21 protein-coding genes and 3 pseudogenes are annotated in these 24,323 nt (G+C 71.8%); 13 read left to right on the forward strand and 11 right to left on the reverse strand.

Annotation, left to right across the window (positions count from 1 at the left end):
* Positions 1–208 precede the first annotated feature (208 nt).
* Together H8R17_RS21165 and H8R17_RS47120 are read left to right on the forward strand one after the other, a co-directional pair.
* A complete protein-coding gene (locus tag H8R17_RS21165; RefSeq protein WP_262505398.1) occupies positions 209–736 on the forward strand; it encodes a YbaK/EbsC family protein in 528 nt (175 codons plus the stop codon).
* Positions 733–834 (forward strand): annotated as a pseudogene (locus tag H8R17_RS47120) (EamA family transporter); the annotation flags it as partial. The gene H8R17_RS21165 and the pseudogene H8R17_RS47120, both read left to right, overlap by 4 nt.
* A gap of 36 nt (positions 835–870) precedes the next feature.
* Here the strand turns inward: H8R17_RS47120 and H8R17_RS21170 are convergent.
* The 3 genes from H8R17_RS21170 to H8R17_RS21180 all read right to left on the reverse strand — a co-directional run bounded on the left by H8R17_RS21170 (position 871) and on the right by H8R17_RS21180 (position 5,005).
* On the reverse strand, positions 871–3,039 hold the full coding sequence (locus tag H8R17_RS21170; protein ID WP_187824788.1) for an MMPL family transporter: 2,169 nt from the start codon (positions 3,037–3,039) through the stop codon (positions 871–873).
* A gap of 107 nt (positions 3,040–3,146) precedes the next feature.
* Positions 3,147–3,815: a response regulator transcription factor gene (locus H8R17_RS21175; protein WP_187824789.1), complete on the reverse strand. Its 669-nt coding sequence runs from the start codon at positions 3,813–3,815 to the stop codon at positions 3,147–3,149.
* 56 nt (positions 3,816–3,871) lie between these two features.
* Positions 3,872–5,005 (reverse strand): sensor histidine kinase, encoded by a 1,134-nt coding sequence (locus H8R17_RS21180; protein WP_187824790.1) that lies wholly within the window; start codon positions 5,003–5,005, stop codon positions 3,872–3,874.
* A gap of 176 nt (positions 5,006–5,181) precedes the next feature.
* On the opposite strand from H8R17_RS21180, the gene H8R17_RS21185 reads away from it, so the two are divergent.
* On the forward strand, positions 5,182–5,607 hold the full coding sequence (locus tag H8R17_RS21185) for a hypothetical protein (RefSeq protein ID WP_187824791.1): 426 nt from the start codon (positions 5,182–5,184) through the stop codon (positions 5,605–5,607).
* Positions 5,608–5,688: 81 nt separating this feature from the next.
* Positions 5,689–5,964: a DUF1876 domain-containing protein gene (locus H8R17_RS21190; protein ID WP_187824792.1), complete on the forward strand. Its 276-nt coding sequence runs from the start codon at positions 5,689–5,691 to the stop codon at positions 5,962–5,964.
* Between the two features lies 1 nt (position 5,965).
* Here the strand turns inward: H8R17_RS21190 and H8R17_RS21195 are convergent.
* From H8R17_RS21195 to H8R17_RS21210, 5 genes and pseudogenes are all read right to left on the reverse strand, one after another.
* A pseudogene (locus H8R17_RS21195) lies at positions 5,966–6,523 on the reverse strand (serine hydrolase domain-containing protein); the annotation flags it as partial.
* Positions 6,517–6,621, reverse strand: a pseudogene (locus H8R17_RS47125) (MarR family transcriptional regulator); the annotation flags it as partial. The pseudogenes H8R17_RS21195 and H8R17_RS47125, both read right to left, overlap by 7 nt.
* A 19-nt stretch (positions 6,622–6,640) precedes the next feature.
* A complete protein-coding gene (locus H8R17_RS21200; protein ID WP_187824793.1) occupies positions 6,641–7,402 on the reverse strand; it encodes an ABC transporter ATP-binding protein in 762 nt (253 codons plus the stop codon).
* Positions 7,390–8,151, reverse strand: coding sequence for a cobalt ECF transporter T component CbiQ (cbiQ, locus tag H8R17_RS21205; protein WP_187824794.1), 762 nt, complete (start codon positions 8,149–8,151; stop codon positions 7,390–7,392). Before cbiQ ends, H8R17_RS21200 begins: the two co-directional genes overlap by 13 nt.
* 1 nt (position 8,152) lies before the next feature.
* Entirely contained in the window at positions 8,153–9,286 is a 1,134-nt protein-coding gene (locus tag H8R17_RS21210; protein ID WP_187824795.1) for an energy-coupling factor ABC transporter permease, read from the reverse strand.
* 168 nt (positions 9,287–9,454) lie between these two features.
* Between H8R17_RS21210 and H8R17_RS21215 the strand changes: the two genes are divergently transcribed.
* Positions 9,455–9,820, forward strand: coding sequence for an SsgA family sporulation/cell division regulator (locus tag H8R17_RS21215; RefSeq protein WP_187824796.1), 366 nt, complete (start codon positions 9,455–9,457; stop codon positions 9,818–9,820).
* A 6-nt stretch (positions 9,821–9,826) separates the two neighbouring features.
* On the opposite strand, the gene H8R17_RS21220 is transcribed toward H8R17_RS21215, so the two are convergent.
* From H8R17_RS21220 to H8R17_RS21230, 3 genes are all read right to left on the reverse strand, one after another.
* Complete coding sequence (locus H8R17_RS21220; RefSeq protein WP_187824797.1) at positions 9,827–11,500, reverse strand: penicillin-binding transpeptidase domain-containing protein; 1,674 nt, start codon at positions 11,498–11,500, stop codon at positions 9,827–9,829.
* A 95-nt stretch (positions 11,501–11,595) separates the two neighbouring features.
* Complete coding sequence (locus H8R17_RS21225) at positions 11,596–13,227, reverse strand: penicillin-binding transpeptidase domain-containing protein (protein WP_187824798.1); 1,632 nt, start codon at positions 13,225–13,227, stop codon at positions 11,596–11,598.
* Between the two features lie 114 nt (positions 13,228–13,341).
* On the reverse strand, positions 13,342–15,093 hold the full coding sequence (locus tag H8R17_RS21230; RefSeq protein WP_187824799.1) for a phospholipid carrier-dependent glycosyltransferase: 1,752 nt from the start codon (positions 15,091–15,093) through the stop codon (positions 13,342–13,344).
* 130 nt (positions 15,094–15,223) lie between these two features.
* Here H8R17_RS21230 and rsmI point away from each other — a divergent pair, with 130 nt between their 5' ends.
* The 8 genes from rsmI (at position 15,224) to H8R17_RS21270 (ending at position 24,263) form a co-directional block, all read left to right on the forward strand.
* Positions 15,224–16,075 carry a 16S rRNA (cytidine(1402)-2'-O)-methyltransferase gene (gene rsmI, locus H8R17_RS21235; RefSeq protein ID WP_187824800.1) on the forward strand — a complete coding sequence of 284 codons (852 nt, stop codon included), beginning with the start codon at positions 15,224–15,226 and terminating at the stop codon, positions 16,073–16,075.
* 240 nt (positions 16,076–16,315) lie between these two features.
* Positions 16,316–16,714: a hypothetical protein gene (locus H8R17_RS21240; protein WP_187824801.1), complete on the forward strand. Its 399-nt coding sequence runs from the start codon at positions 16,316–16,318 to the stop codon at positions 16,712–16,714.
* A gap of 47 nt (positions 16,715–16,761) precedes the next feature.
* Entirely contained in the window at positions 16,762–17,631 is an 870-nt protein-coding gene (locus H8R17_RS21245) for a TatD family hydrolase (RefSeq protein ID WP_187824802.1), read from the forward strand.
* Between the two features lie 118 nt (positions 17,632–17,749).
* The gene (locus tag H8R17_RS21250; protein WP_187824803.1) at positions 17,750–19,096 is read left to right on the forward strand and encodes a ubiquitin-like domain-containing protein; all 1,347 of its coding nucleotides are present in this window, start codon (positions 17,750–17,752) and stop codon (positions 19,094–19,096) included.
* Between the two features lie 194 nt (positions 19,097–19,290).
* Positions 19,291–20,163, forward strand: a complete 873-nt coding sequence (gene rsmA / locus H8R17_RS21255) for a 16S rRNA (adenine(1518)-N(6)/adenine(1519)-N(6))-dimethyltransferase RsmA (protein ID WP_187824804.1) — start codon at positions 19,291–19,293, stop codon at positions 20,161–20,163.
* The gene (locus H8R17_RS21260) at positions 20,160–21,065 is read left to right on the forward strand and encodes a 4-(cytidine 5'-diphospho)-2-C-methyl-D-erythritol kinase (protein ID WP_187824805.1); all 906 of its coding nucleotides are present in this window, start codon (positions 20,160–20,162) and stop codon (positions 21,063–21,065) included. Before rsmA ends, H8R17_RS21260 begins: the two co-directional genes overlap by 4 nt.
* Before the next feature lie 150 nt (positions 21,066–21,215).
* Positions 21,216–22,331, forward strand: a complete 1,116-nt coding sequence (locus H8R17_RS21265; RefSeq protein ID WP_316959483.1) for an N-acetylmuramoyl-L-alanine amidase — start codon at positions 21,216–21,218, stop codon at positions 22,329–22,331.
* 123 nt (positions 22,332–22,454) lie between these two features.
* Positions 22,455–24,263 carry an ABC-F family ATP-binding cassette domain-containing protein gene (locus tag H8R17_RS21270; RefSeq protein WP_187824806.1) on the forward strand — a complete coding sequence of 603 codons (1,809 nt, stop codon included), beginning with the start codon at positions 22,455–22,457 and terminating at the stop codon, positions 24,261–24,263.
* Positions 24,264–24,323: the final 60 nt, after the last annotated feature.

Raw genomic sequence — 24,323 nt, forward strand, 5'->3', positions numbered from 1 at the left:
GTCTCCCCATACCACAACAACGAGGACCAAGGCCCGAAGCCACGGCTTGTTTCCCGGCAAGCCCTAACTACACGGCATTGGGACTAGGGCCCTGGCCGTCGGCACCGGGATCCACGCCGGGCAGCGGTCGCGCGTTCGGCCGCTGCCCGGTGCGGTCGCCCCGTAAGTCGGTCGCATGCCTCGTACACCGACCGCTAGCGTGCCGTGCATGACGACAGCCGCCACTTACGCCAAGGATGACGAGGGCTCGGGATCCGGAGCGCATCCGCGATTCGCCGAGGCACTGAAGGAGCTCGGACTTGAGGGTGTGCTCGGGGAGGTTCGCCGGTTTCCCGAGGCCACCCGGACCGCGGCCGAGGCCGCCGCTGCCGTCGGGTGTGAGCTCAGTCAGATCTGCAAGTCGCTCATCTTCGCGGCCGACGGGGTGCCCGTGCTCGTGCTCATGGACGGGGCCTCGCGTGTGGATGTGGAGCGGGTGAGGGAAGAACTCGGGGCCGGGGCCGTGACGCGGGCCAAGGCCGATGTCGTGCGGGAGGCGACCGGGTACTCCATCGGGGGCGTGCCGCCGTTCGGGCACCGGACGAAGACCCGCGTTCTCGCGGATCGTGCGCTGCTCGCGCATGACGTGGTGTGGGCGGCGGCCGGGACTCCGTACGCCGTCTTCCCCACGGAGCCCAAGGATCTCGTCGCCCACGCCGGCGCCACTGTCGTGGACGTGCGCGAGCGCACCGCGTGACGCCGCTGGTCGCCGGTGCCGTACTGCTCGCCGCCGTCACGCACGCCGACTGGAACGCCATCGCCCACACGATCACGGACAAGCTGGTCGGGTTCACAGGACAGACACCCCCGGGCGCGACGGGCACCCCCCCGTCAGGTGGATTCGGGGCGCTCCAGGGCCACCTTCGGCAGTCGCCTGGCGAGCTGTGCCGGGAGCCACCAGGCGCGGTGGCCCAGCAACTGCATCGCGGCCGGGACGATCAGGCAGCGGATGAGCAGGGCGTCCAACAGGATCGCGACCGCCAGGCCCAGGCCGAACTGCTGGAGCATGCGGCCGGGGCTGAGGATGAACGCGGCGAAGACGACGATCATGATGGCCGCCGCCGCGGTGATCACCTTGCCGGTGGCGGCCAGGCCCGCGCGGACCGCGTGTCCGTGGTCCCTGGTGTGCTCCCACTCCTCGTGGATGCGGGAGACGAGGAAGACCTCGTAGTCCATGGAGAGGCCGAAGACGATCGCGAAGATCATCACGGGGATGAAGGCCTCGACGGGACCCGGCTGCACCCCGAACCAGCCTTCCTGGAAGACCAGCGTGATCACGCCGAGTGCCGCGGAGATGCTCAGCAGGTTCAGCAGTGCCGCCTTGAGCGGGATCAGGACCGAGCGGAAGACCAGCATCAGCAGCAGCGACGACAGGCCGACGACGGTCGCCACGAACAGCGGCATCCGCTCGGCCACGCTGTCCGCGAAGTCCTGCGTGGCCGCGGTCGAGCCGCCGACCAGGAACCGCGCACCGGTGTCCCGCTCCAACGGCGGCAGGACGTCGTCCCGGAGGCGGTGCACGAGGTCGGTGGTGCCCTCGTCCTGCGGTGCGGTCCCCGGAAAGACGATGACCGTGGCGAGTTTGCCGTCCTGCGAGGGCAGCGCGGGAGTTGTCGCGGCTACGCCGTCGGTCCCGGCCAGGGCGGACCGCGCCGTCTCGCCTGCCGACGCGGCGCCCTCGGACACGACGATCAGCGGGCCGTTGAATCCGGGGCCGAAGCCCTCCGCGAGCAGGTCGTAGGCCTGGCGGCTGGTGGAGGCCGGGGCGTCGTTGCCCGCGTCCGCGAAGCCGAGGCGCAGGCCGAGTGCCGGGGCGGAGAGGGCGAGGAGCACCATGACGGCGGCGAGGAGCGCGGGCAGCGGGCGGCGCTGTACGGCCGCCGCCAGTCGACGCCAGCGGGCGCCCTCCTCCTTGCCCTTGGCCGCAGCCCTCTCGGCGCGCTGCAGGACGTGGCGCCGGATCCGTTCGCCGAGCAGTGCCAGCAGGGCGGGCAGGAGGATCAGCGACGCCGCCATGGTGACCAGGACCGTCAGCGCCACGGCCAGGGCCACGCCCTGGAGCGAGCCGAGGCCGAGCGCCACCAGGCCGAGCAGCGCGATGATCACGGTGCAGCCGGCGAAGAAGACCGTACGGCCCGCCGCGTCCAGCGCGAGCCGGGCCGCGCTCGCGGGGTCCGCGCCGCGGGAGAGCTCGTGCCGGTAGCGGTAGAAGATCAGCAGGGCGTAGTCGACGCCGACGCCCAGCCCGACCAGCATCATGATCGGCGGGGTGAAGTCGGCGACCGTGAAGACGTGGGAGGCCAGGGCGATCAGACCGATCGCGGCGCCCACCGCGAACAGCGCCGTGAGGAGGGGGAGCGCCGCCGCCACCAGGGAGCCGAAGAGCAGCACGAGTATGACGAGCGCCGCCAGCATGCCCGCTCCCTCGGCGGAGCCGACCTCTTCCTCCTCGGCGCCGCGCACCGCATCGCCGCCCAGCTCCACCCGCAGTCCGTCCCCTGCGGCGGCCTGCGCGGTATCGATGATCCGGGTGACGTCGGCCTTGGGCACGTTCTCGGCCTTGTCGTCCAGCGTCACCGTGGCGTAGCCGATCGTGCCGTCCTCGGACACGGCCGAGGCGTCGGCGTAGGGGCTGCGCACCTCGGCGACGGCGGGCAGATCGCGGACCCGGTCGAGCATCCGCTGCACGGCGGGCTCGCGCTGCGTGATGCCCCGCGGGTCCTGGAGCACGATCTGGACGCTGTCCCCGGCCTGGCGCGAACCGTGCTCCTTCAGCAGGTCGGTCGCGGCCTGGGAGTCGGTGCCGGGCAGCGAGAAGTCGTTGCGGTAGGCGCTGCCGGCCGCCTGCGAGCCCGCCGTGATCACGGCCAGCAGGAGCAGCCACAGCAGTACGGCGGTCCAGCGGTGGCGCTGGGACCAGGCGGCGAGCCGCCCGAAGACGCCGGAGGGCGGGGCGGCGGCGGACGACGGTACGGAGGTGTGGGTCGCGGACTTGGTCATGAGCGCAGCGTGCGCGGCGGGTCAGTGCGAGGGCGTCAGCCCGTCGTGGACACCTGGGCTACCCCAGCGGTTGCGGCCCGGCCGCCCCACGTACACCGGCAGTTGCGTCACTCCGTCAGCCAGCCCGGGCTGACCATCCCCGACTCGTACGCCATCACCACCAGCTGGGAGCGGTCGCGCACCGCCAGCTTCGACATGATGCGGCTGACATGGGTCTTGGCGGTGGCCGGGCTCAGCACCAGCCGCTCGGCGATCTCGTCGTTGGTCAGTCCGGCCGCGACCAGCTCCATCACCTCGCGCTCCCGCTCGGTCAGCGCCTTCAGGCGAGGGCTCGGCTCGGGCGCCCTGACCCGGCGGGCGAACTCCGCGATCAGGCGCCGGGTGACGGAGGGGCTGATCAGGGCGTCGCCGCGGGCCGCCACCCGCACCGCCCGCAGCAGTTCCTCCGGTTCCGTGTCCTTAACCAGAAAGCCGGTGGCGCCCGCGCGCAGCGCGCCGTAGATGTAGTCGTCCAGGTCGAAGGTGGTCAGCACGACCACGCGCACCTCGGCGAGACGCGGGTCGCCGGCGATCCTGCGGGACGCCTCGAGGCCGTCCACGCCCGGCATCCGTACATCCATCAGGACGACGTCGGGCCGCAGGTCCCGGCAGGCGGCCACGGCCTCCTCCCCGTCGCCCGCCTCGCCGACGACGGTGATGTCGTCCTCGTCCTCCAGGATCGAGCGGAATCCGGCGCGTACCAGGCGCTGGTCGTCGGCCAGCAGAACCTTGATCATGACAGGGCCGGCTCCGATCACGTGTCGTACGGGACGCCCATTCTGGTCCTCGGCTGTCAATTCTCGTACGGGATGCGCGCGGTGACGGCGAATCCGCCGTTCGGGCCGGGACCCGCGGACAGCTCGCCGCCGAGCGTGGCCGCCCGTTCCCGCATCCCCTTGATGCCGTGGCCCGCGCTCCGGCGGTCCACCGGGCCCGTCGCGTCCCCGTCGTCCTCGACCGCCAGCGACAGCTCCCGCTCCCCGAATCCGAGCCGCACCTCCACCGCCGTGGCGCCGCGGGCGTGCCGGGTCACGTTGGTCAGCGACTCCTGCACGATCCGGAACGCCGCCAGATCCACCGCGGCGGGCAGCTCACGTGCCCGCCCCCGGCTGTGCACCCGTATGTCGAGCCCGGCCGGCTTCGCCGCCGCCACCAGCTCGTCGAGGCGGTCCAGTCCCGGCGCGGGCTGGGTCGGCGCCCGCTCGTCGACCTGGCGCAGCACGCCGAGCGTGGTGCGCAGCTCCCGCAGCGCCTCCCTGCTGCTCTCCTTGATCGCGGCGAGGGCTTCCTCGGCCTGCTCCGGGTGCTTCTTCAGCCGGTGCAGGGCGGCGCCCGCCTGCACATTGATCAGCGAGACGTTGTGCCCGATGACGTCGTGCAGCTCCCGGGCGATCCGCAGCCGCTCCTCGGTCGCCCGCCGCCGCGCCTCCTCCTCCGCGAAGGCGAACCGGCCGTGCCGCGCCGCGCCGAGCGCCACCACCGCCACCAGCCAGCCGGCCAGCATGAACAGGGCGATGCTGTTGATGTCCTCGTTGCCGGCCAGCGTTCCGAGCATCACCCCGGCTTCGGTGACGGCGGCGAGCGCGACGGCCGCCCGCAGCAGGCCCTCGGCGGCCACGGAGTACAGGGCGACGATCACGACGACCATGAGCGGGCCGTCGTACGCGCTGGTGAGGTAGTACGCGGCGGTGGCGGCCAGGGTGCACACCGCGACGGCCACCGGATACCGGCGCCGCAGGTACAGCGCCCCGCACGCGGTCACGATCAGCAGCCAGCCCAGGGCGGTCAGGGGCCAGGGCTCCGACGGTTCGCGGATCAGCGACGCCGCACTCCAGACGGCCACCGGCAGGAAGACCCCGCAGGCCAGCGCCAGGTCGGCGGCGCGGCCGCGCGGGAGCCGGGGCCGATGGGTGGTGTCACTCGCCATGCGCCCAGCCTAGGAACCCGCGATGACCTGCGCCGTCGCCCGCACGGTGACACCTTGCGGGACCGCACCGCAACCACGGATGTACGACTCCGGCTCCGGCCGCAACCCCGGATGTAGGGCAGGTGTCCACCCGGGGCCGACGCCCGGCTCCCGGTCCGGCCCTCATGCTCGTCGGCATGAACACGTACGAGCGGAAGGCCGCGGCCACGACGCTGCTGCGGCGCCCGAGCTGGCTCCTGGCGCTCGGGCTGGCGGGCGTGGCGCTGGTCCGGCCGCTGTTCTCGATCACCGGCCTCAGCGACAGCCTGGGCAAACCGGCCACCCCGCTGATCCTCACGGCGGTCATCTCCCTGGTGTGGATCGCGGCCGGCACCCTGCGCCGGGTACGTGAACCCCTGCCCACCCTCGTCGCCGCGGGTCTCGCCTACGGGCTGGCCGGCATCGTGCTCAGCGGGATCCTCTCGCCCCTCCTCGACGGAGAACCGGACGGCCCCCTCGCCCATCCGCAGGCCATCATCCCGGTCCTCCTCGTCAACGCCGCGTGGGGCGCCGTGTGCGGCGCATGCGCACTGGGGCTGCGCAGGCTGCGCGGACAGCGGTGACGAGGCCCGATCCCCGGTCGGCGCGTGCATCCGGCGGACAGCGGGAGCACTCTGGAATTAGTTCTTCCGGAGGTGATCGTCATGATGCACACCGCAGTGGGATGGCACGTGGAGCTGGAGTTCCAGGAGGACGACGAGCACACGCGCGCGGCGGCCCTGGTCCGGTTGCCCGACGGCAGTGAAGTACGGGCACGGGGGCACGCGAAGCGGCACCACACCGACTCCAATCAGCCCAGGGTCGGGGAGGAGATCGCCGGCGCCCGGGCGCTCAACGAACTCGCCATGCAGCTGCTGGCCAAGGCGCACGCGGAGATCGACTCGGCGTCGGGGCGGACCTCGCACCCGATCCACGTGTGAGTCACAGGCAGCCGCGTACCGCGCGCACCAGCGCCTGCGCCCTCGGGTCCGCCGTCACCGTCTTGCGGAAGCCGTTGGTCACATAGCCGAAGGCGACGCCGGACCCCGGGTCGGCGAACCCGAGGGGGCCCCCGCGGCCCGGGTGGCCGAAGGAACCCGGGGCGAGGAACGGGGACGCGCTGCCGTGCAGCATGTAGCCGAGGCCGAACCGGGTGTGCACGACCAGGACACGGTCGGCACCCGCGGACTCCTCGGCGCGGGCCAGCTCGACCGTCCCCGGCGCGAACAGCGCCGAAGCGCCGTCGGCCGCGCCGATCAACGCCGCGTAGAAGCGGGCCAGTCCTTCCGCCGTCGCGATGCCGTTCGTGGCGGGCAGGGCCGCCGCGCGGTATGCGGGGTCGTTCTGGTCGGGGAAGGGCGTGATCGCGGCGAAGGCGCGGCGGGTGAGGGAGCCGGGGTCGTCGTAGGCCGCGCGGACCGAGCGCTTGGGGCGGGTGCGCAGGGCCCCGGAGGGCTCGGACGTCTCGATCCGGCCGACCCGTCCCGCGCGCCAAGCGGCCGGTATGCGGCCGTCACCGCGCGCTGGGCGGCGTACAGCGCGAAACACAGCTGCTCGTCCAGCAGCGGTGGACCCTCGCTGCGCGTCTCCTCGTTCACGCGTCCATTGTCACGGAGTTCACGCGCCCGTTGTCACGCAGCGCGGATCGAAGCCGAAGGGCAGCTCCAGACGGTGGGCCCGCATCAGCGCGTCGTCGGCGAGCAGCTCCGCCGTCCTGCCGTCGGCCGCGATCACGCCCTCGCTCAGGATCAGCGAGCGCGGGCACAGCTCCAGGGCGTACGGCAGGTCGTGCGTGACCATCAGGACCGTCACGTCCAGCGAGCGCAGGATGCCGGCCAGTTCGCGGCGCGAGGCCGGGTCGAGGTTGGAGGACGGCTCGTCCAGGACGAGGATCTCCGGCTCCATCGCGAGCACGGTCGCCACGGCCACCCGGCGGCGCTGCCCGAAGGAGAGATGGTGCGGGGGCCGCTCCTTGAACTCCGCCATGCCGACCTGCGCCAGCGCCCGGTCGACCCGCTCCTCCAGCTCCGGCCCTTTCACCCCGGCCGCCGCGGGCCCGAACGCCACGTCCTCCCGGACCGTCGGCATGAACAGCTGGTCGTCCGGATCCTGGAAGACGATGCCGACCCGGCGCCGGATCTCCGCCATGTGCTGCCGGCCGACGGGCAGCCCGGCCACCCGCACCGTGCCCGTGCCGCCGGTCAGGATGCCGTTGAGGTGCAGCACGAGGGTGGTCTTGCCGGCGCCGTTCGGGCCGAGCAGCGCCACCCGCTCGCCGCGCGCGATCGAGAAGTCCACGCCGAACAGGGCCTGGTGCCCGTCGGGGTAGGCGAAGGCGAGGCCCGAGACCTCCAGCGAAGCGTCCATCACAGCATCCATCCCAGCAGACAGACGGCCAGGGCCGTGAACGGGAGCGTCAGGGCGTAGGACCACTGCGCCCGGGACGCGGTCACCTCGTCGATCACCGGCATCGAACCGGCGTACCCGCGGCTGACCATGGCCAGGTGCACACGCTCACCGCGCTCGTAGGAGCGGATGAACAGCGCGCCGGCCGACTTCGCGAGCACGCCCCAGTGCCGTACGCCGCGCGCCTCGAAGCCGCGCGACTCCCGCGCGATCCGCATCCGCCGCATCTCGTCGGTGATGACATCGCCGTAGCGGATCATGAAGGACGCGATCTGCACCAGCAGCGGCGGGAGCCTGAGGCGCTGGAGGCCCAGCAGCAGTTCGCGCAGCTCGGTGGTGGCGGCCAGCAGCACCGCGGTGGCCACGCCGAGCGTGCCCTTGGCGAGCACGTTCCACGCGCCCCACAGGCCGTCGGAGCTCAGCGACAGACCGAGCACGTCGACCCGCTCGCCCTCCGCCACGAACGGCAGGAGCACCGCGAACGCGACGAACGGCACCTCGATCAGCATCCGCTTGAGCAGGAAGCCGGCCGGCACCCGGGCCGCGTACGCGACGGCGCCGAGCAGTACGGCGTACAGGCCGAACGCCCACATCGCCTCCCGCGGCGTGGACACCACGACCAGCACGAAGGCGAAGGCCGCCGCGAGCTTGGTGTGCGGCGGCAGGGCGTGCACGGGCGAGTGCCCGTGCCGGTAGAGCCTGTGCGCGTGCCCGGCCCCCATCTCAGCCGGCCTGCGGGGTCTCGGCCGTGGTCTCGGCCGTGCTGCCGGTCGTGGACTCGCTCGTGGTTTCGCTCGAGCTTTCGCTTGTACGACGCCTGCGTACGGCCCAGAAGACGCCGCTGCCCACGAGAACGGTGGCGCCGACGCCGATGGTGCCCGCGAGGCCGCCGGATAGGCGGGCGTCGGTGATGTCCTTGACGCCGTAGTCGGCCAGCGGGGAGTCGGCGGCCGCGTGCTCCTCGGCCTTCTTGTCGATGCCCTGGTCGGCGGCGACCTTCTCCAGGCCGTCGGGGTTGGCGGAGGCGTAGAAGCTGACGACCCCGGCGAGGACCAGGGAGGTCGCCAGGCCCGTGATCCACAGCGTGCGGCGGGAGGTACGGGCGGCCACGGGGACGGGCTCCGCGTCCGGCGCGTCGACCAGCTCGCCGTTCACCCGCAGCTTCAGCTTCTGGCGCAGGCCGCGGGCGCCGTACACGAGGTCCGGGCGTACGGCGATCACGGCGCCGACGGTCAGCGCGGTGATCGCGGCCTCGCCGATGCCGATCAGGATGTGCACGCCGACCATGGCGGTGGCGACCTTGCCGATGGAGACGTCGGTGGTGCCGCCGATCCAGTACAGCAGCGTGAAAGCCACGGCGGCGGCCGGCACGGAGATCAGGGCGGCGACGAAGGAGGCGGCGGTGACGGAGCGGCGGGTGCGCGGCAGCACCTTCACCAGGCCCCGGAAGACCGGGTAGGCGGCGGCGGTCCCGACGATCGCCATGTCCGTGATGTTCACGCCGAGCGCGGTCAGGCCGCCGTCCGCGAACAGGACGCCCTGCATGAGCAGGACGACCGAGACGCACAGGACCCCTGTGTAGGGGCCGACGAGTATCGCGGCCAGTGCGCCGCCGAGCAGATGGCCGCTGGTCCCGGCTGCGACGGGGAAGTTCAGCATCTGCACGGCGAAGATGAACGCCGCGACCAGGCCGGCCAGCGGCGCCGTCCGCTCTCCCCCACTCTCGAATTCGCTCGAGCGGGAGGTGCCCCCCTGCTCACGGCGCGCGCCGCGCAGGCTCACGGCGAGCGCGCCGGCGGCGGCGAGGCCGGTCGCGGCGGAGGTAGGGGCGTCTATGAATCCGTCGGGCACATGCACCGTTCGATGATAGTGGCTTGTTGCGAACTACTTGCAAGAGCCAGAGCCTCGTTCGTCGTGCATGTGGGATGTCCTACGCGAACGGGCATGTTCCGGAAAATATGCGACATTGGAGTGGGGGTGGATGCACAGCTTCCACACAGGTGGCGCAGCGTAAGGGGCCATCCGATGTCCGTAGTCGAGCAGTATGCACGAGCCCATATCCTCACGGACGCGGACGACGTCCGGGTGCAGGAGGACAGCGAGGCCGTACCGGTGCGGCTGCGGTACGACCCCGAGGCGGATCCCCGTTCGGTGCGGGTGGGGCTGCCCGGTCCCCTGGCACACGAGTGGACCTTCTCCCGCTCCCTGCTGGAGCAGGGGCTGCGCGCGCCGGCCGGGAGCGGTGAGGTCCGGGTGTGGCCCTGCGGGCGGGTGCAGGCCGTGGTCGAGTTCCACTCCGCGCAGGGTGTCTCGGTGGTCCAGTTCGAGACGAAGGCGTTGCTGCGGTTCCTCCGGCGGACCTATATGACAGCCGAGCCCGTGACCCGGTAGGCCGAGTCAGCCGCCCATCTTGAGAAGCGCCGCCACGATCGGGCCCGCCGTGTCGCCGCCGTGGCCGCCCTGCTGGACGACGCCCGCCGCAGCGAGGTCCCCGCGGTACGCCGTGAACCAGCCGTTCGGCTTCTTCTGGCCGTCGACCTCCGCCGAGCCGGTCTTCGCGCCGACGTCACCGGTCACCCCGGCCATCGCCTCGGCCGCCGTGCCGTAGGCCGCCGTGTACTTCATCAGCTCCCGCAGCTGGGACAGCGTGTCCGCGGACATCGTGCGGGAGGCCGTCGCCAGCTTGCGCCCGTCCACCCTCGGGGAGACCAGGTACGGCTGGTGGAACTCGCCGGCCTCGACCGTCGCCGACACCGACGCCATGTTCAGCGGGTTCATGCGGACCCCGCCCTGGCCGATCAGCGAGGCCGCCATCTGGGCCTGCGACATCACCGGCACCGCGCCGTCGAAGGACGGGACCCCGATCGACCAGTTGTTCAGGCCCAGGCCGAAGACCTGCTGCGCCTGCTTGGTCAGGTCGTCGTTCTTCAACTTCGGCGCCTGGCTGATGAACGCCGTGTTGCAGGAGCGCGCGAAGCTCGCCTTGAACGTGCCGTCCTTGATCTCGAACTTGTCGTCGTTGTGGAACTTCCAGCCGCCGTACGTGAAGTACTTCGGGCACGGGTGCGGCTTGTCCGCCGACGCCAGGCCCTTGTCGATGAGCAGCGACGAGGTGATGACCTTCATCGTGGAGCCGGGCGCGAGGGAGCCGAGGAACGCGGTGTTGAAGTTCTTCGAGGCGTTGGCCGCCGCGAGGATCTCGCCGGTCGAGGGCCGCAGCAGCACGACGGAGGCCTGCGCCTTCTTGGCGACCCGCTCCTCGGCGGCCTTCTGCAGGTTCGGGTCGAGCGTCGTCTTCACCGTGCCCGGAGTGCCCTTGCGCAGCTCCAGCAGGGTCTTGTCGGAGGACTGGGAAGACCGGGTGCCCTTGGCCCGCACCACGCGCAGCTCGATCCCGGCCTTGCCGCCCGACTCCTTGCCGTACTTCTCACGCAGTCCGTCCAGCAGCGGGCCGATCGAGGCGTACTTGGCGGTGGTCAGCTCGCCGCCGTCCCGGTCCAGCGCCTTGACCGGCGGCGTGCCCGACTCGCCGGTGACCAGCTTGTCGCCGTCCTGCAGATCGGGGTGCACGACCGAGGCGTGCCAGTCGACCAGCGGCTTGCCGTCGCTGGTGCGCCGGACGACGGTCAGCGCGCTGTCGTACGTCAGCGGCTTGCTGATGCCCTCGTAGGACACCGTGGCCTTGACGGAGAACGGGACCTTGTCGCCGGTGCGGGTGCCCGGGGTGAGCGTGACGTCCTTGAGGTGGGCGTCCTTGGTGTAGCCGGTGAGCAGGGCCGTCGCCGCGGCGGAGTCGTCGGTGGCTGCGGCGGCCTGCGGGACCTGGCCCGACTGCCACGCAGTGAGGAAGGTGTGGGCCGTGGTGGTGACCTCGGTCGCCGACAGCGGGCCGGTCTTGACCTTCGGCTTCCCGTCGGAGGAGGTCGTCCGCGCGCTGCTGTCGGCGGCCGCTCCGCCGCCGTACAGCGCGTAGACGCCGAAGCCGGCGCCGGCGACCACCACGGCGATCATCCCGCCGATCACGACGGGGTTGGTCTTCCGTCGCTCGGCGACGAGCCTTCTGTTGCCCACTGCTCTTCCGTTCCTTCGCGAATCCCCAGGGTCCCCGTTGCCCCACGTGTCCCAACGACGGCTCCACCCTAGAGTCCCGTCCTGAGTGGATGACTTCAGCCGCCCGCTCGTAGCACAGCTGCGACAATCGGGCCGGCCGCCTCGCCGCCCCGGCCGCCCTGCTCGGTCATCGCCGCCGCAGCTGTGTCGCCCCGGAAGCCGGTGAACCAGCTGTTGGACTTCGCGACGCCGTCGACCTCGGCGGATCCGGTCTTCGCGCCGATGTCCCCGCCGAGCCCCGCCATGACGCCTGCCGCGGTGCCCTGGGTGGCGGTGAGCCGCATCATCTGCTTCAGCTGCGCGGCGGTGCTCGCCGACAGTCCCTTGGCCTGCGCGAGCTCGCGGCCGTCGAGGTCGGGCGAGACGAGGTACGGCTGGCGGAAGGTGCCCGTGATGGCGGTCGCGGTGACCGACGCCATGTTCAGCGGGTTCATCTGGACCTGTCCCTGGCCTATGGCGCCCGCCGCCCGGTCCGGTCCGGTGACGGTCGGCACGCTGCCGTCGACGGAGGTGATGCCGGTCTTCCAGTTGTCCCGGCCGAGCCCGAACCGCTGTTCGGCCTCCTGCGTCAGCGAGGCGTCGGTGAGCGGCTTCTCGTCGATGAGCTTGATGAAGGCGGTGTTGCAGGAGCGCAGGAAGCTGTTGGCCAGGGTGGCGTTCTCGTTGGGCTCCATGCCGGTGAGATTCTTGAAGGTCTGCCCCTGCCACACGGCGGTCGGCGGGCAGGGCGCCGGGTCGTTCATCGAGGTCACGCCGTTGTCGATGAGCATCGCCGCGGTGATGATCTTCATCGTGGAGCCGGGCGCGACCCGGCCCTCGAAGGCCGCGTTGAAGCCGTCCTCGCGGTGGTTGGCCACCGCCAGCACCTCGCCGGTGCTCGGCTTGACGGCCACGACGGACGACTCGGCGTACTGCTGCACCGCCTTCTCGGCCGCCGCCTGCACGTCCGCGCTGAACGTCGTCTCCAGCTTGCCCGCCTTGCCCTCGGCGAGGGTCAGCAGCGGGGTGTCGGCGGCGGCCTCGTCGGCGTGCCGGATCACCAGTTCGACGCCGGGGGTGCCGCCCGCCTTGTCGCCGTACTTGTCGCGCAGCGCGTCCAGGATCGGCCCGAGGGAGGGGTACTTCTCCTTCGTCAGCACCGTGCCGTCACGGTCCACGGCCTCGATCTGCGGGCTCGCCGACTCGCCGGTGACCAGGGTGTCGCCCTGCCTCAGCCCGGGATGGACCACCGACGGCCGCCAGTCGACCAGCGCCCGCCCGGAGGTCTTGCCGCGCACCACGGTCAGCTCGCTCTTGTACGTCAGCGGTCTGGACTTCCCGTCGTACGTCACCGTCGCCTTCACGGTGAACGGCGCGGTCGTCCCGCCGGCCCCGCCCGGCGTGATCCGCACATCGCTGATGTGCGCCTCCCCGCCGTAGGCGGTCAGCAGCGGCGTGGCCTCCGCGCTGTTGTTCGTGTACGACGCCGCCGTCGCCGCGTCGCCCTTCTCCCAGGCCGCGAAGAACTTCCGGGTCGTCTCCTCGACCTCGTCAGAGCTCGGCGGCCCCGACTTCGACGCCAGCGGCCCGCTCGCGCCCCCTCCGCCGCCGCTCAGCGCCGACACGATGTTGTACGTGCCGTACCCGGCCCCGCCCACCATCACGGCGAACACGCCGCCGATGACGGCGGCCTTCACACCCTTGTCCATGAAAGCGGCCCCCTCCCCGGATCCCCCAAGTTGCCGCTGCACTCTATGCGGTGGAAGTGACAATCGGGACGGAAGTTTTCCGTTTGGTGGCCGAACGGAGATCGCCGAGGACCCCTAAACCCAGGTATCCAGCCACATCCGCGAGCGCCAGCTGTCAATGGGGATCGCGGTGCCGGTGTACAGGGGCCAGAAATAAACAAAGTTCCAGGCGATCAGCAGGACCAGAACACCCGCACCCGTGGCGCCCGCGACGCGGCGGGCGTCGCTGGAGCCGGACGGGCCGATGATCGCGCCCAGCAGCATCGCGACCGCCAGGCACAGGAACGGGACGAAGACGACGACGTAGAAGTAGAAGATCGTGCGCTCCTGGTACAGGAACCAGGGCAGGTACCCGGCCGCGATACCGCAGGCGATCGCGCCGGCGCGCCAGTCGCGGCGGAAGAGCCAGCGCCACAGGACGTACAGGATCGCGAAGCAGGCGACCCACCACAGCAGCGGCGTGCCGATCGCCAGCACCTCGCGGGCGCACTTCTCGCCCGCGTCGGCGGGGCAGCCGTCCTTGCCGGGCAGGGGCGACTCGTAGAAGTACGACACCGGGCGGCCGACGATGATCCAGCTCCACGGGTTGGACTGGTAGGTGTGCGGCGAGGAGAGGTGGATGTTGAACTCGTACACCTGGTGCTCGTAGTGCCACAGGCTGCGCAGCCAGTCGGGCAGAAAGGTCCAGTTGCCGCCCTTGCCATCGGTCGCGGCCCAGTTGCGGAAGTAGCCGCCGCTGCCGTCGGTGGGGGAGAGGATCCAGCCGGTCCAGGAGACGAGGTACGTCACGATCGCCACCGGGACCGTGGCCAGGAACGCCAGGCCCGTGTCGCGCCTGAGCACCGCCGTGTACGGGTGGCGGGCGCCGGCGACCTTGCGGGAGCCGACATCCCACAGGACGGCCATCACGCAGAAGGCGGCCAGGATGTAGAGGCCGTTCCACTTCGTGCCGATGGCCAGGCCCAGCATCAGGCCCGCCGCCCAGCGCCACGGGCGCCATCCCAGGCGCGTCGTCTCCGCGGTGTGCGCGTCGGGACGGACGCGGCCGGCCCCCTCCGCCCCGGCGGACGCCGTGAGCGCGGCCGCGAGTCTCGCGCGCGTCCTGTCCCGGTCGATCAGCAGACAGCCGAAGGCCGCGAGCACGAAGAACATCAGCACGCCGTCGAGCAGCGAGGTGCGGCTCATCACGAAGTGCAGTCCCTCCACCGCCATCAGCGCACCCGCCAGGCAGCCCAGGAAGGTTGAGCGGAAGAGCCGGCGCCCGATGCGGCACAGCATCAGGACGCTCAGCGTGCCCAGCAGCGCCGTCATGAACCGCCAGCCGAACGGGTTGAACCCGAACATCAGCTCGCCGAGCCCGATGACGTACTTGCCGACCGGCGGATGCACCACGTACGCCGCGTCCGTCGGCAGCGAGACGTTCCCGCCCGAAGACAGGATGAGGTCGTTGGCGTTCTTCCCCCAGCTGAGTTCGAAGCCGCGGTGGACCAGCGCCCAGGCGTCCTTGGCGTAGTACGTCTCGTCGAATATCACCGCCTTCGGGCTGCCCAGGTTCCAGAACCGCAGCACGCCGGCGAGGAGGGTGACGAGCAGCGGGCCGCCCCAGCCCGACCAGCGCAGGATCCGGTCCACGAGCGTCCCCGGCAGGCCGAGGGACGCCCACAGCCGCGGGCTCGGCTCCGTGTACGGCGGCACCAGCCGGTCCCTGACATCGCTGGTGGGACCCGCCGCATAGCCGAAGCGGCGCAGCCGCTGCTGCCAGGACGGCCGCTGGTCATGCGGGGCCTGGTCCTGCCGGGTGTCCATGGAGGACGCGGTACTGGTCACCGCGCCATCGTAGGGAACCGATCTGTGCGAGTCCCGTGCATGGGGGGTAAGGGCGGGACGAGTTTGTTCCGCCCGGCGCCTTTCTGGGCGCGGACGCATCGGCTCCGGTTCGCCCTGCGAGGATGGGGGCGTGACTGGAACCCTCGTACTGGCAGGCACTCCCATCGGCGATATCTCGGACGCGCCGCCCCGGCTCGCTCAGGAACTGGCCGGCGCCGATGTCGTCGCCGCCGAGGACACGCGGCGGCTGCGGCGGCTGACACAGGCGCTCGGGGTGACGCCCAAGGGGCGGGTCGTGTCGTACTTCGAGGGGAACGAGGCCGCTCGTACGCCGGAGCTGGTGGAGGAACTGGTCGGCGGGGCGCGGTTGCTGCTGGTCACGGATGCCGGGATGCCGTCGGTGTCGGACCCCGGGTACCGGCTGGTCGCCGCGGCGGTAGAGCGGGGGGTGCGGGTTACGGCCGTGCCGGGGCCGTCGGCCGTGCTGACCGCGCTAGCCCTGTCCGGGCTGCCCGTCGACCGGTTCTGCTTCGAGGGCTTTCTGCCGCGCAAGGCGGGGGAGCGGGTGGCGCGGCTGCGGGAGGCCGCCGAGGAGCGGCGCACGCTGGTGTACTTCGAGGCACCGCACCGCCTGGACGCCACGCTCGCCGCGATGGCCGAGGCGTTCGGGGCGGAGCGGCCCGCGGCCGTGTGCCGGGAGCTGACCAAGACGTACGAGGAGGTCCGGCGGGGGCCGCTGGGCGAGTTGGCGGCGTGGGCGGCCGAGGGCGTGCGCGGGGAGATCACCGTGGTGGTGCAGGGGGCGCCGGAGCGGGGGGCGGAAGAGGCCAGTGGGGAGGAACTGGTGCGGCGGGTGCGGGTGCGGGAGGAGGCCGGGGAGCGGCGGAAGGAGGCGATCGCGGCGGTGGCGGTGGAGGCCGGGGTGCCCAAGAGGGTGGTTTTTGATGCCGTGGTCGCTGCGAAGAAGGCGGGTTCGCCGTAGGGGCTTGGAGGCCGTTGCGGGGCGCTTGGGTGTGCGCGGGTTGTAAAGGTGTTCTGAGCAGGGCGCATTTCGTTTGAGCGGGCGCCCCATGGGTTGGCAAAGGCGCCGGGGGGTTGCGAAAAGGGACGCTCAAATCGACGCCAATAGTGGGCAGGGTCTGCTGCGTTCATGGCAGGGCGGCAGTCCACTGGGTGGCAGGGACGTACCGGTCCCTGGTCCAGCGGACTAACGGGAGCTGGCATGAGTGAGAGCGCAGCGCAGTCCGGCCTTCGCAACGGGGCGACCGCCGTCGTAAACGAGTCGTATTCCTTCGCCTGCATGCGTTGCGGGCACGGCTGGGAACAGTCGTACGAGATCGAGCATCACACGGACGCCGGAGGCCGCGAGTTCGTGCTGTACGTCGCGGACGGCCGCATAGTGCCGTCCCCGCTGAGCAGGCCCACGTGCCCGAACTGCGACAACCACCTGGTGCGCATCATGCGGCCGGGGCGGGTCGCGTCGGTGCGTGAGGCGGCGGACCGCCCGCACCGGGCTCCGCACGCCGGGCCCCCCGAGGAGTCGGCGGAGCCGAAGGAACCGCGGGAACGGCACTGGCACCTGTCCGACCTGCTGCACGCGTTCCAGCGCAAGGCGAGCTGACACCGCCTGCGCCGGGTGCGGGCATGCCCCTTTCGTAAGATCGGGGCATGCCTTCGAACACAGCAGCCCCGCCTCTCCCGGAACCTCTCCGGGTACCGGTCGCCGACTCCCACACCCACCTCGACATGCAGTCCGGCACGGTCGAGGAAGGGCTCGCGAAGGCCGCGTCCGTGGGGGTCACGACGGTCGTGCAGGTGGGGTGCGACGTCCGTGGCTCGCGGTGGGCGGCCGAGACGGCGGCGGCGTACGACGCCGTCCACGCGACGGTCGCCCTGCACCCGAACGAGGCGCCGCGCATCGTGCACGGTGACCCCGACGGCTGGTCGCGGCAGGGGGCGCGCGAGCCGGGCGGGGACGCGGGGCTCGACGAGGCGCTCGCCGAGATCGACCGGCTGGCCGCGTTGCCGCAGGTCAGGGGCGTCGGCGAGACGGGACTCGACTACTTCCGCACCGGGCCGGAGGGCAAGGAGGCGCAGGAGCGGTCCTTCCGCGCCCACATCGAGATCGCCAAGCGGCACGGCAAGGCCCTGGTCATCCACGACCGCGACGCCCACGCGGACGTGCTGCGCGTCCTGAAGGAGGAGGGCGCGCCCGAGCGGACGGTGTTCCACTGCTACTCCGGCGACGCCGAGATGGCGGAGATCTGCGCCCGCGCCGGGTACTTCATGTCCTTCGCCGGCAACGTCACCTTCAAGAACGCGCAGAGCCTGCGGGACGCGCTGGCCGTGGCCCCGCTGGAGCTGGTCCTGGTGGAGACGGACGCGCCCTTCCTGACGCCGGTGCCGTACCGGGGGCGGCCCAACGCCCCGTATCTCGTGCCGGTCACCGTGCGGGCGATGGCCGCCGTGCGGGGCGTCGACGAGGACACGCTGGCGGCGGCGCTCGCGGCGAACACGGCACGCGCGTTCGGCTACTGACCTGACCGACGCCCCGTTCGAGCGACTGTGCGTAGTCGCGTCGCTTTGGAGAGTGAGCAACGCTCCGCTAGGTTCTGGTGGCCCATCCGGACCGTCTGGCCCTCTGGAGCGTGTCGGCGTGAGCAGTTCGCAGTACGAGACGTATGAGGCGTACGGCGCATATGAGGCCTACCGTCCGAGTCCGGGGTACGCGCCGCCGGAGGAGTTGCACTGGGCGGAAACGGTCGGGGCCGGTGTGGCGGAGGCGTCCGACGACACGTACGTGCCCGCCTACGAGGTGGCGGGAGCCGGGGAGCCTCCGGCGCCCGTTGCGCGCGCCGGGGGGAACCGTCGGTACGCGCGCCGGCGCAAGCCCCGGTACCCCGCGCCGACGGACGGCTCGATGCGCCGCCTGTTGCCGCAGGCGCTGGTGGTGGCGTTCCTCGCGGGCGGCACCACCGCGTTCGTCGCCAAGGACAAGGCGATCGAGCTGAGCGTCGACGGCAGGCCGCGCACGCTGCACACGTTCGCCGACGACGTGACCGAGCTGCTCGCGGACGAGGGCGTCGAGGTGGGGGCGCGCGACGCGGTGGCGCCCGCGCCCGGTACGGCGCTGACCGACGGTGACGAGGTCGCGGTGCGCTACGGGCGCCCCGTGCGGCTGACGCTGGACGGGCACCGGCGTGAGGTGTGGACGACGGCGCGCACGGTGGACGGGGCGCTCAGGCAGTTGGGGGTGCGCGCGGAGGGCGCCCATCTGTCGGCGGCGCGCTCCCGGCGGATCGGGCGTGCGGGGCTCGCGCTGGACGTCCGTACGGAACGTGCCGTGACGATCATGGCCGACGGGCGGGCGCGCAGGATCCGTACGAACGCGGCGACGGTGCGGGAGGCCGTGGAGCAGGCCGGTATCGCCCTGCGAGGCGAGGACACGACCTCCGTCCCGCCGGGGAGCTTCCCGCGCGACGGCCAGACGATCACGGTCCTGCGCATCACCGGCGGCAAGGAGATCCGCGAGGAGCCGATCCCCTTTGGCGTTCGGCGGATTTCGGACCCCGCCCTCTTCCAGGGCACGCAGGTCATCGAACGCCCGGGCCAGCCGGGTCTGCGCCGCACCACGTACTTCCTCCGCACCATCAACGGCGTCGAACAAAAACCCCGCCGCATCGAGTCCGAGGTGATCCGCACCCCTCGCCACCGCCTGATCCGAGTCGGCACCAAGCCCCAGCCGACCTCGGTCGAGGGAGCCGACCACCTGAACTGGCAGGGCCTTGCGGCCTGCGAATCAGGCGGCCGCCCCGATGCGGTGGACTCCTCCGGGACCTACGGCGGCCTGTACCAGTTCGACACCCAGACCTGGCACAGCCTCGGCGGCCGAGGCCGCCCCCAGGACGCCTCCGCCGCCGAACAGACCTACCGAGCCAAGAAGCTCTACACCCGCCAAGGCACCAGCCCCTGGCCCCACTGCGGCGCACGCCTCCACAGCTGACAGCCGTCGCCTGGCCCGGCGCGGCGCGTGTGCGGGTTGTGCTCGCGGCGGCCTGCGCGGGTGGGCGCGGCGGCACCCCGCCGGCGCGGGCGAGCGCACCCTCCCTCGGCCAGCACCAACGCCGGGCAGGCAACAGACACAGCCCAGCCGACGCAGTCACCCCACCGCCACCCAACCCCCGTACCCTTGTCGCCGTGACCAGCCCCATCCCCGACGCCCTCCTGGGCCCCGCCGACATCCGCGAACTGGCGGCAGCCCTCGGCGTCCGCCCCACCAAACAGCGCGGCCAGAACTTCGTGATCGACGCGAACACGGTCCGCCGTATCGTCCGCACCGCAGGCGTCCGCCCCGACGACACCGTCGTCGAGGTGGGCCCGGGGCTCGGCTCCCTCACCCTCGCCCTGCTGGAGGCCGCCGACCGCGTCACCGCCGTCGAGATCGACGACGTACTCGCCGCGGCTCTGCCCGCCACCATCGCGGCGCGTATGCCGGAGCGCGCCGATCGCTTCGCCCTGGTGCACTCCGACGCGATGCACGTCACCGACCTGCCCGGCCCGCCCCCGACCGCGCTGGTCGCGAACCTGCCCTACAACGTCGCCGTCCCCGTCCTGCTGCACATGCTCGATACCTTCCCGACCATCGACCGCACCCTCGTGATGGTCCAGGCCGAAGTCGCCGACCGGCTCGCCGCGGCGCCCGGCTCCAAGGTGTACGGCGTCCCGTCCGTCAAGGCCAACTGGTACGCCGAGGTCAGGCGGGCCGGATCCATCGGCCGCAACGTCTTCTGGCCCGCGCCGAACGTCGACAGCGGGCTCGTCTCCCTGACCCGCCGCGGCGAGCCGGTCAAGACCACGGCCACCAAGGGGGAGGTGTTCGCCGTCATCGATGCGGCGTTCGCCCAGCGGCGCAAGACGCTGCGGGCCGCTCTCGCGGGGTGGGCCGGGTCGGCTGCCGCCGCCGAGACCGCCCTCGTCGCCGCCGGCGTCTCCCCGCAGGCGCGCGGCGAGTCCCTGACCATCGACCAGTTCGCGCGCATCGCCGAGCACAAGGAGCCCGGTCCCCAGTGAGCGTCACCGTCCGCGTCCCCGCCAAGGTCAACGTCCAGCTCGCGGTGGGCCGCGCCCGCCCCGACGGCTTCCACGACCTGGCCAACGTCTTCCTGGCGGTCGGCCTGTACGACGAGGTCACCGTGACCCCGGCCGACGCCCTCCGCGTCACCTGCGCCGGGCCGGACTCCGATCAGGTTCCCCTGGACCGTACGAATCTCGCGGCCCGCGCGGCCGAAGCGCTCGCCGCGCGGTACGGACGGGACCCTGACGTCCACATTCACATCGCCAAGGACATCCCCGTGGCCGGCGGCATGGCGGGCGGCAGCGCGGACGGCGCGGCGGCCCTCCTCGCCTGCGACACCCTGTGGGGCACCCACGCCTCCCGCGACGAACTGCTCGACATCTGCGCCGAGTTGGGCAGCGACGTACCGTTCAGCCTGGTCGGCGGGGCCGCGCTGGGCATCGGGCGGGGCGAGAAGCTGACCGTCCTGGACGTCGGCGGCACCTTCCACTGGGTCTTCGCGATGGCCGGCCGCGGTCTGTCGACGCCGGCCGTCTTCCGGGAGTTCGACCGCCTTGGGGAAGGCATGGAAATCCCCGAGCCCGTCGCCTCCCAGCCGCTGCTCGGCGCCCTCGCCAAGGGCGATCCGGACGCGCTCGCCGCCGCTGTCTCCAACGACCTCCAGCCCGCTGCCCTCTGCCTCTTCCCGGAACTCGCCGGCACGCTCGCGGCGGGCCGCGCGGCCGGCGCCCTCGCCGCGCTGGTGTCCGGCTCCGGCCCGACCACGGCGTTCCTCGCGCGGGACGCCGAGTCGGCGGTCCAAGTGGCCGAGGTGCTGCGGGCGTCGGGCACGTGCCGGACGGTGCGTACGGCAGTGTCGCCGGCGCCGGGCGCCACGGTGGTGGAGATACGGCGTTAAACATCCTTCGCCTTATCTCCACACGAACTACTGCGAACGCAGTACTGCTGCGACGCGTGTGACAGCTAGCCTTCTTGACCATTCAAGCAGTCGTCCGCCGCCCCGGTGCGGTGTGATGCCCGTCAGTGAACGGCCGGAAGGTCAACTCCCGTGTCCCAGCCCCCCATTCCCTCCCACCGCAGGCAGCCGCGCCTGACCCGGCGCGGCATGATCGGAGCCGCCGGAGCCGTGGCCGCCGGTGCCGCACTCACCCCGGTCGTCTTCGCCGCGACCGACGGCTCAGACAACGCACCGGCCGCCGACAAGGACTCCGGCACCAAGCCCGAGAAGTTCCCGGCCACCCGCGCCGAGACCGCCAAGGGCACCGCCCCGGCCGCCACCGCCTTCGCCGCCTCCTTCGTCGGCGTCCGCTGGGACGGCACCCAGGACGCCGCCGGCATCCGCTTCACGGACGGCAAGGCGTCCGGCGACTGGCAGACGCTGAGCAGGGGCTGCGCCACCGTCGACGGCGGCGGTACGGCCCTGGTCGCGGCCGGGAACGCCACGGCGTACGAACTGAAGGCTCCGGACGGCGCGTCCGGCGTGGTGTCCCTGGCGATCGACACCACCGACGGCCCGAAGCGCACGGTCAAGGTGCCGTCGGATCCCACGCGCGTGCGGGGCGTCCAGTACCTGTCCCGCCCGGCCTGGGGCGCCGACGAGTCGAAGCGGTTCAAGGACGGGAAGGTCAACTCGCCCGAGAAGTACTACCCGTTCCAGTTGATCACCGTCCACCACACGGACACCCCGAACAACGACCCCGACCCGGCGGCCACTGTCCGCGCGATCTACGAGTACCACGCGGTCACCCTCGACTGGGGCGACATCGGCTACCACTTCCTCATCGACGAGGCCGGCAACATCTACGAGGGCCGCTACTCCGGCGACGACGGCCTGCCCGCCTTCGACCCGGAGGGCAACGTAGTCACCGGCTTCCACACCGCTGGCTTCAACTCCGGCAATCTGGGCATCGCCCTCCTCGGCAACCTGGCCGAACAGGGCCCCACGGACGCGGCCAAGGCGTCCCTGACCCGGCTGATCAGGGTGATATCCCGCCTGAAGGGCCTGGACCCGCTGGCGCAGATGACCTACACCAACCCGGTCAACGGTACGAAGAAGGACGGCATGAACGCGATCAGCGGTCACCGTGACTGGATGGCGACCGACTGCCCGGGCCAGACGATGTACGACCTGCTCGGCGAGGTCCGCACCGCCGTCGCCCGCTGACCCGGACGACATACGGGGCTGCCCCGCTGACCTGCGCGGCGGCCCCGTGACCTGCGGGGGATCGGTCACCCATCGGCGCACACTACGCTGGGAGGCTGATCGATCCCCGCGAGCAGGAGAAAAATGGCCGTCAACCTGGTCAATGTCGAGAACGTCAGCAAGGTGTACGGCACCCGTGCCCTCCTCGACGGCGTGTCCCTCGGCGTCTCCGAGGGGGACCGCATCGGTGTGGTCGGCCGCAACGGCGACGGCAAGACCACGCTGATCCGGATGCTGGCCAGGCTGGAGGAGGCCGACACCGGACGCGTCACGCACTCCGGCGGGCTGCGCCTCGGCGTGCTCACCCAGCACGACTCCCTCGACCCCGAGGCCACCGTCCGGCACGAGGTCATCGGCGACATGGCCGACCACGAGTGGGCGGGCAACGCCAAGGTCAGGGACGTACTGACGGGTCTGTTCGGCGGGCTCGACCTGCCCAGCTTCCCGAAAGGGCTGGACACCGTCATCGGGCCGCTGTCCGGTGGTGAGCGGCGCCGTATCGCGCTCGCCAAGCTGCTCATCGACGAGCAGGACCTGATCGTCCTGGACGAGCCCACCAACCACCTCGACGTCGAGGGCATCGCCTGGCTCGCCCGGCATCTGCGCAGCCGGCGCTCCGCGCTGGTGTGCGTCACGCACGACCGCTGGTTCCTCGACCAGGTCTGCACCCGCATGTGGGACGTCCAGCGCGGCACCGTCCACGAGTACGAGGGCGGCTACTCCGACTACGTCTTCGCCCGGGCGGAGCGGGAGCGGATCGCCGCCTCCGAGGAGGCCAAGCGGCAGAACCTCGTCCGCAAGGAGCTGGCCTGGCTGCGCCGCGGCGCCCCCGCCCGGACGTCCAAGCCGCGCTTCCGCGTCGAGGCCGCCAACGAGCTCATCAAGGACGTACCGCCGCCCCGGGACACCAGCGAGCTGATGAGGTTCGCCTCCTCGCGGCTCGGCAAGACCGTGTTCGACCTGGAGGACATCACCGTCCAGGCCGGGCCCAAGGTGCTGCTCAAGCACGTGACCTGGCAGCTCGGGCCGGGCGACCGGATCGGCCTCGTCGGGGTCAACGGGGCGGGAAAGACGTCCCTGTTGCGGGCGCTCGCGGACGCCGCGTTCAGCGAGGGCGAGCGGCAGCCCGCGAGCGGGCGGATCCGCGTCGGCAGGACCGTGAAGCTCGCCTACCTGTCGCAGGAGGTCACCGAACTCGCCCCCGCCCTGCGGGTGCTGGAGGCCGTCCAGCAGGTGCGCGAGCGCGTCGACCTCGGCAAGGGGCGCGAGATGACCGCCGGGCAGCTGTGCGAGACGTTCGGCTTCACCAAGGAGAAGCAGTGGACGCCGGTCGGCGACCTGTCCGGCGGTGAGCGGCGGCGGCTCCAGCTGCTGCGGCTGCTGATGGACGAGCCCAACGTCCTCTTCCTCGACGAGCCCACCAACGACCTCGACATCGAAACGCTCACGCAGCTGGAGGACGTCCTCGACGGCTGGCCGGGCTCGATGATCGTCATCTCCCACGACCGGTTCTTCGTGGAGCGCACCACCGACCGGGTCTTCGCCCTGCTCGGCGACGGCACGCTGCGGATGCTGCCGCGCGGTATCGACGAGTACCTGGAGCGGCGCAGGCGGATGGAGGAGGCCGCGGCGGCGACCGCGACACCCGTGGCGCCCGCGGCCGAGAAGACCGAGAAGAGCGCCGCCGACCAGCGCGCCGCCAAGAAGGAACTCCAGAAGATCGAACGGCAGCTCGACCGGATCTCCGAGAAGGAGAGCAGGCTGCACGCCCACATCGCCGAGAACGCGACCGACTTCGCGAAGGTGGCGGAACTGGACACCGAGCTGCGCGAGTTGACCGGGCAGCGCGAGGAACTGGAGCTTCGCTGGCTGGAACTTGCGGAGGACGCGTGAAAGGTGCGTGCTGTGTTTTCTGGGGGGACACCCCCCGGACCCGCCACGCGTAACGGGGGC

It is taken from the genome of Streptomyces sp. TRM68367 (assembly GCF_014495685.1).
Lineage (GTDB): Bacteria > Actinomycetota > Actinomycetes > Streptomycetales > Streptomycetaceae > Streptomyces.

Excerpts from the sequence above, each read along its gene's own strand:
- H8R17_RS21165 (WP_262505398.1), top strand. The coding sequence starts at position 209 with ATGACGACAGCCGCCACTTACGCCAAGGATGACGAGGGCTCGGGATCC.
- H8R17_RS21170 (WP_187824788.1), bottom strand. The coding sequence starts at position 3,039 with ATGACCAAGTCCGCGACCCACACCTCCGTACCGTCGTCCGCCGCCGCC.
- H8R17_RS21175 (WP_187824789.1), bottom strand. The coding sequence starts at position 3,815 with ATGATCAAGGTTCTGCTGGCCGACGACCAGCGCCTGGTACGCGCCGGA.
- H8R17_RS21180 (WP_187824790.1), bottom strand. The coding sequence starts at position 5,005 with ATGGCGAGTGACACCACCCATCGGCCCCGGCTCCCGCGCGGCCGCGCC.
- H8R17_RS21185 (WP_187824791.1), top strand. The coding sequence starts at position 5,182 with ATGAACACGTACGAGCGGAAGGCCGCGGCCACGACGCTGCTGCGGCGC.
- H8R17_RS21190 (WP_187824792.1), top strand. The coding sequence starts at position 5,689 with ATGATGCACACCGCAGTGGGATGGCACGTGGAGCTGGAGTTCCAGGAG.
- H8R17_RS21200 (WP_187824793.1), bottom strand. The coding sequence starts at position 7,402 with ATGGATGCTGTGATGGACGCTTCGCTGGAGGTCTCGGGCCTCGCCTTC.
- cbiQ (WP_187824794.1), bottom strand. The coding sequence starts at position 8,151 with ATGGGGGCCGGGCACGCGCACAGGCTCTACCGGCACGGGCACTCGCCC.
- H8R17_RS21215 (WP_187824796.1), top strand. The coding sequence starts at position 9,455 with ATGTCCGTAGTCGAGCAGTATGCACGAGCCCATATCCTCACGGACGCG.
- H8R17_RS21225 (WP_187824798.1), bottom strand. The coding sequence starts at position 13,227 with ATGGACAAGGGTGTGAAGGCCGCCGTCATCGGCGGCGTGTTCGCCGTG.
- H8R17_RS21240 (WP_187824801.1), top strand. The coding sequence starts at position 16,316 with ATGAGTGAGAGCGCAGCGCAGTCCGGCCTTCGCAACGGGGCGACCGCC.
- H8R17_RS21245 (WP_187824802.1), top strand. The coding sequence starts at position 16,762 with ATGCCTTCGAACACAGCAGCCCCGCCTCTCCCGGAACCTCTCCGGGTA.
- H8R17_RS21270 (WP_187824806.1), top strand. The coding sequence starts at position 22,455 with ATGGCCGTCAACCTGGTCAATGTCGAGAACGTCAGCAAGGTGTACGGC.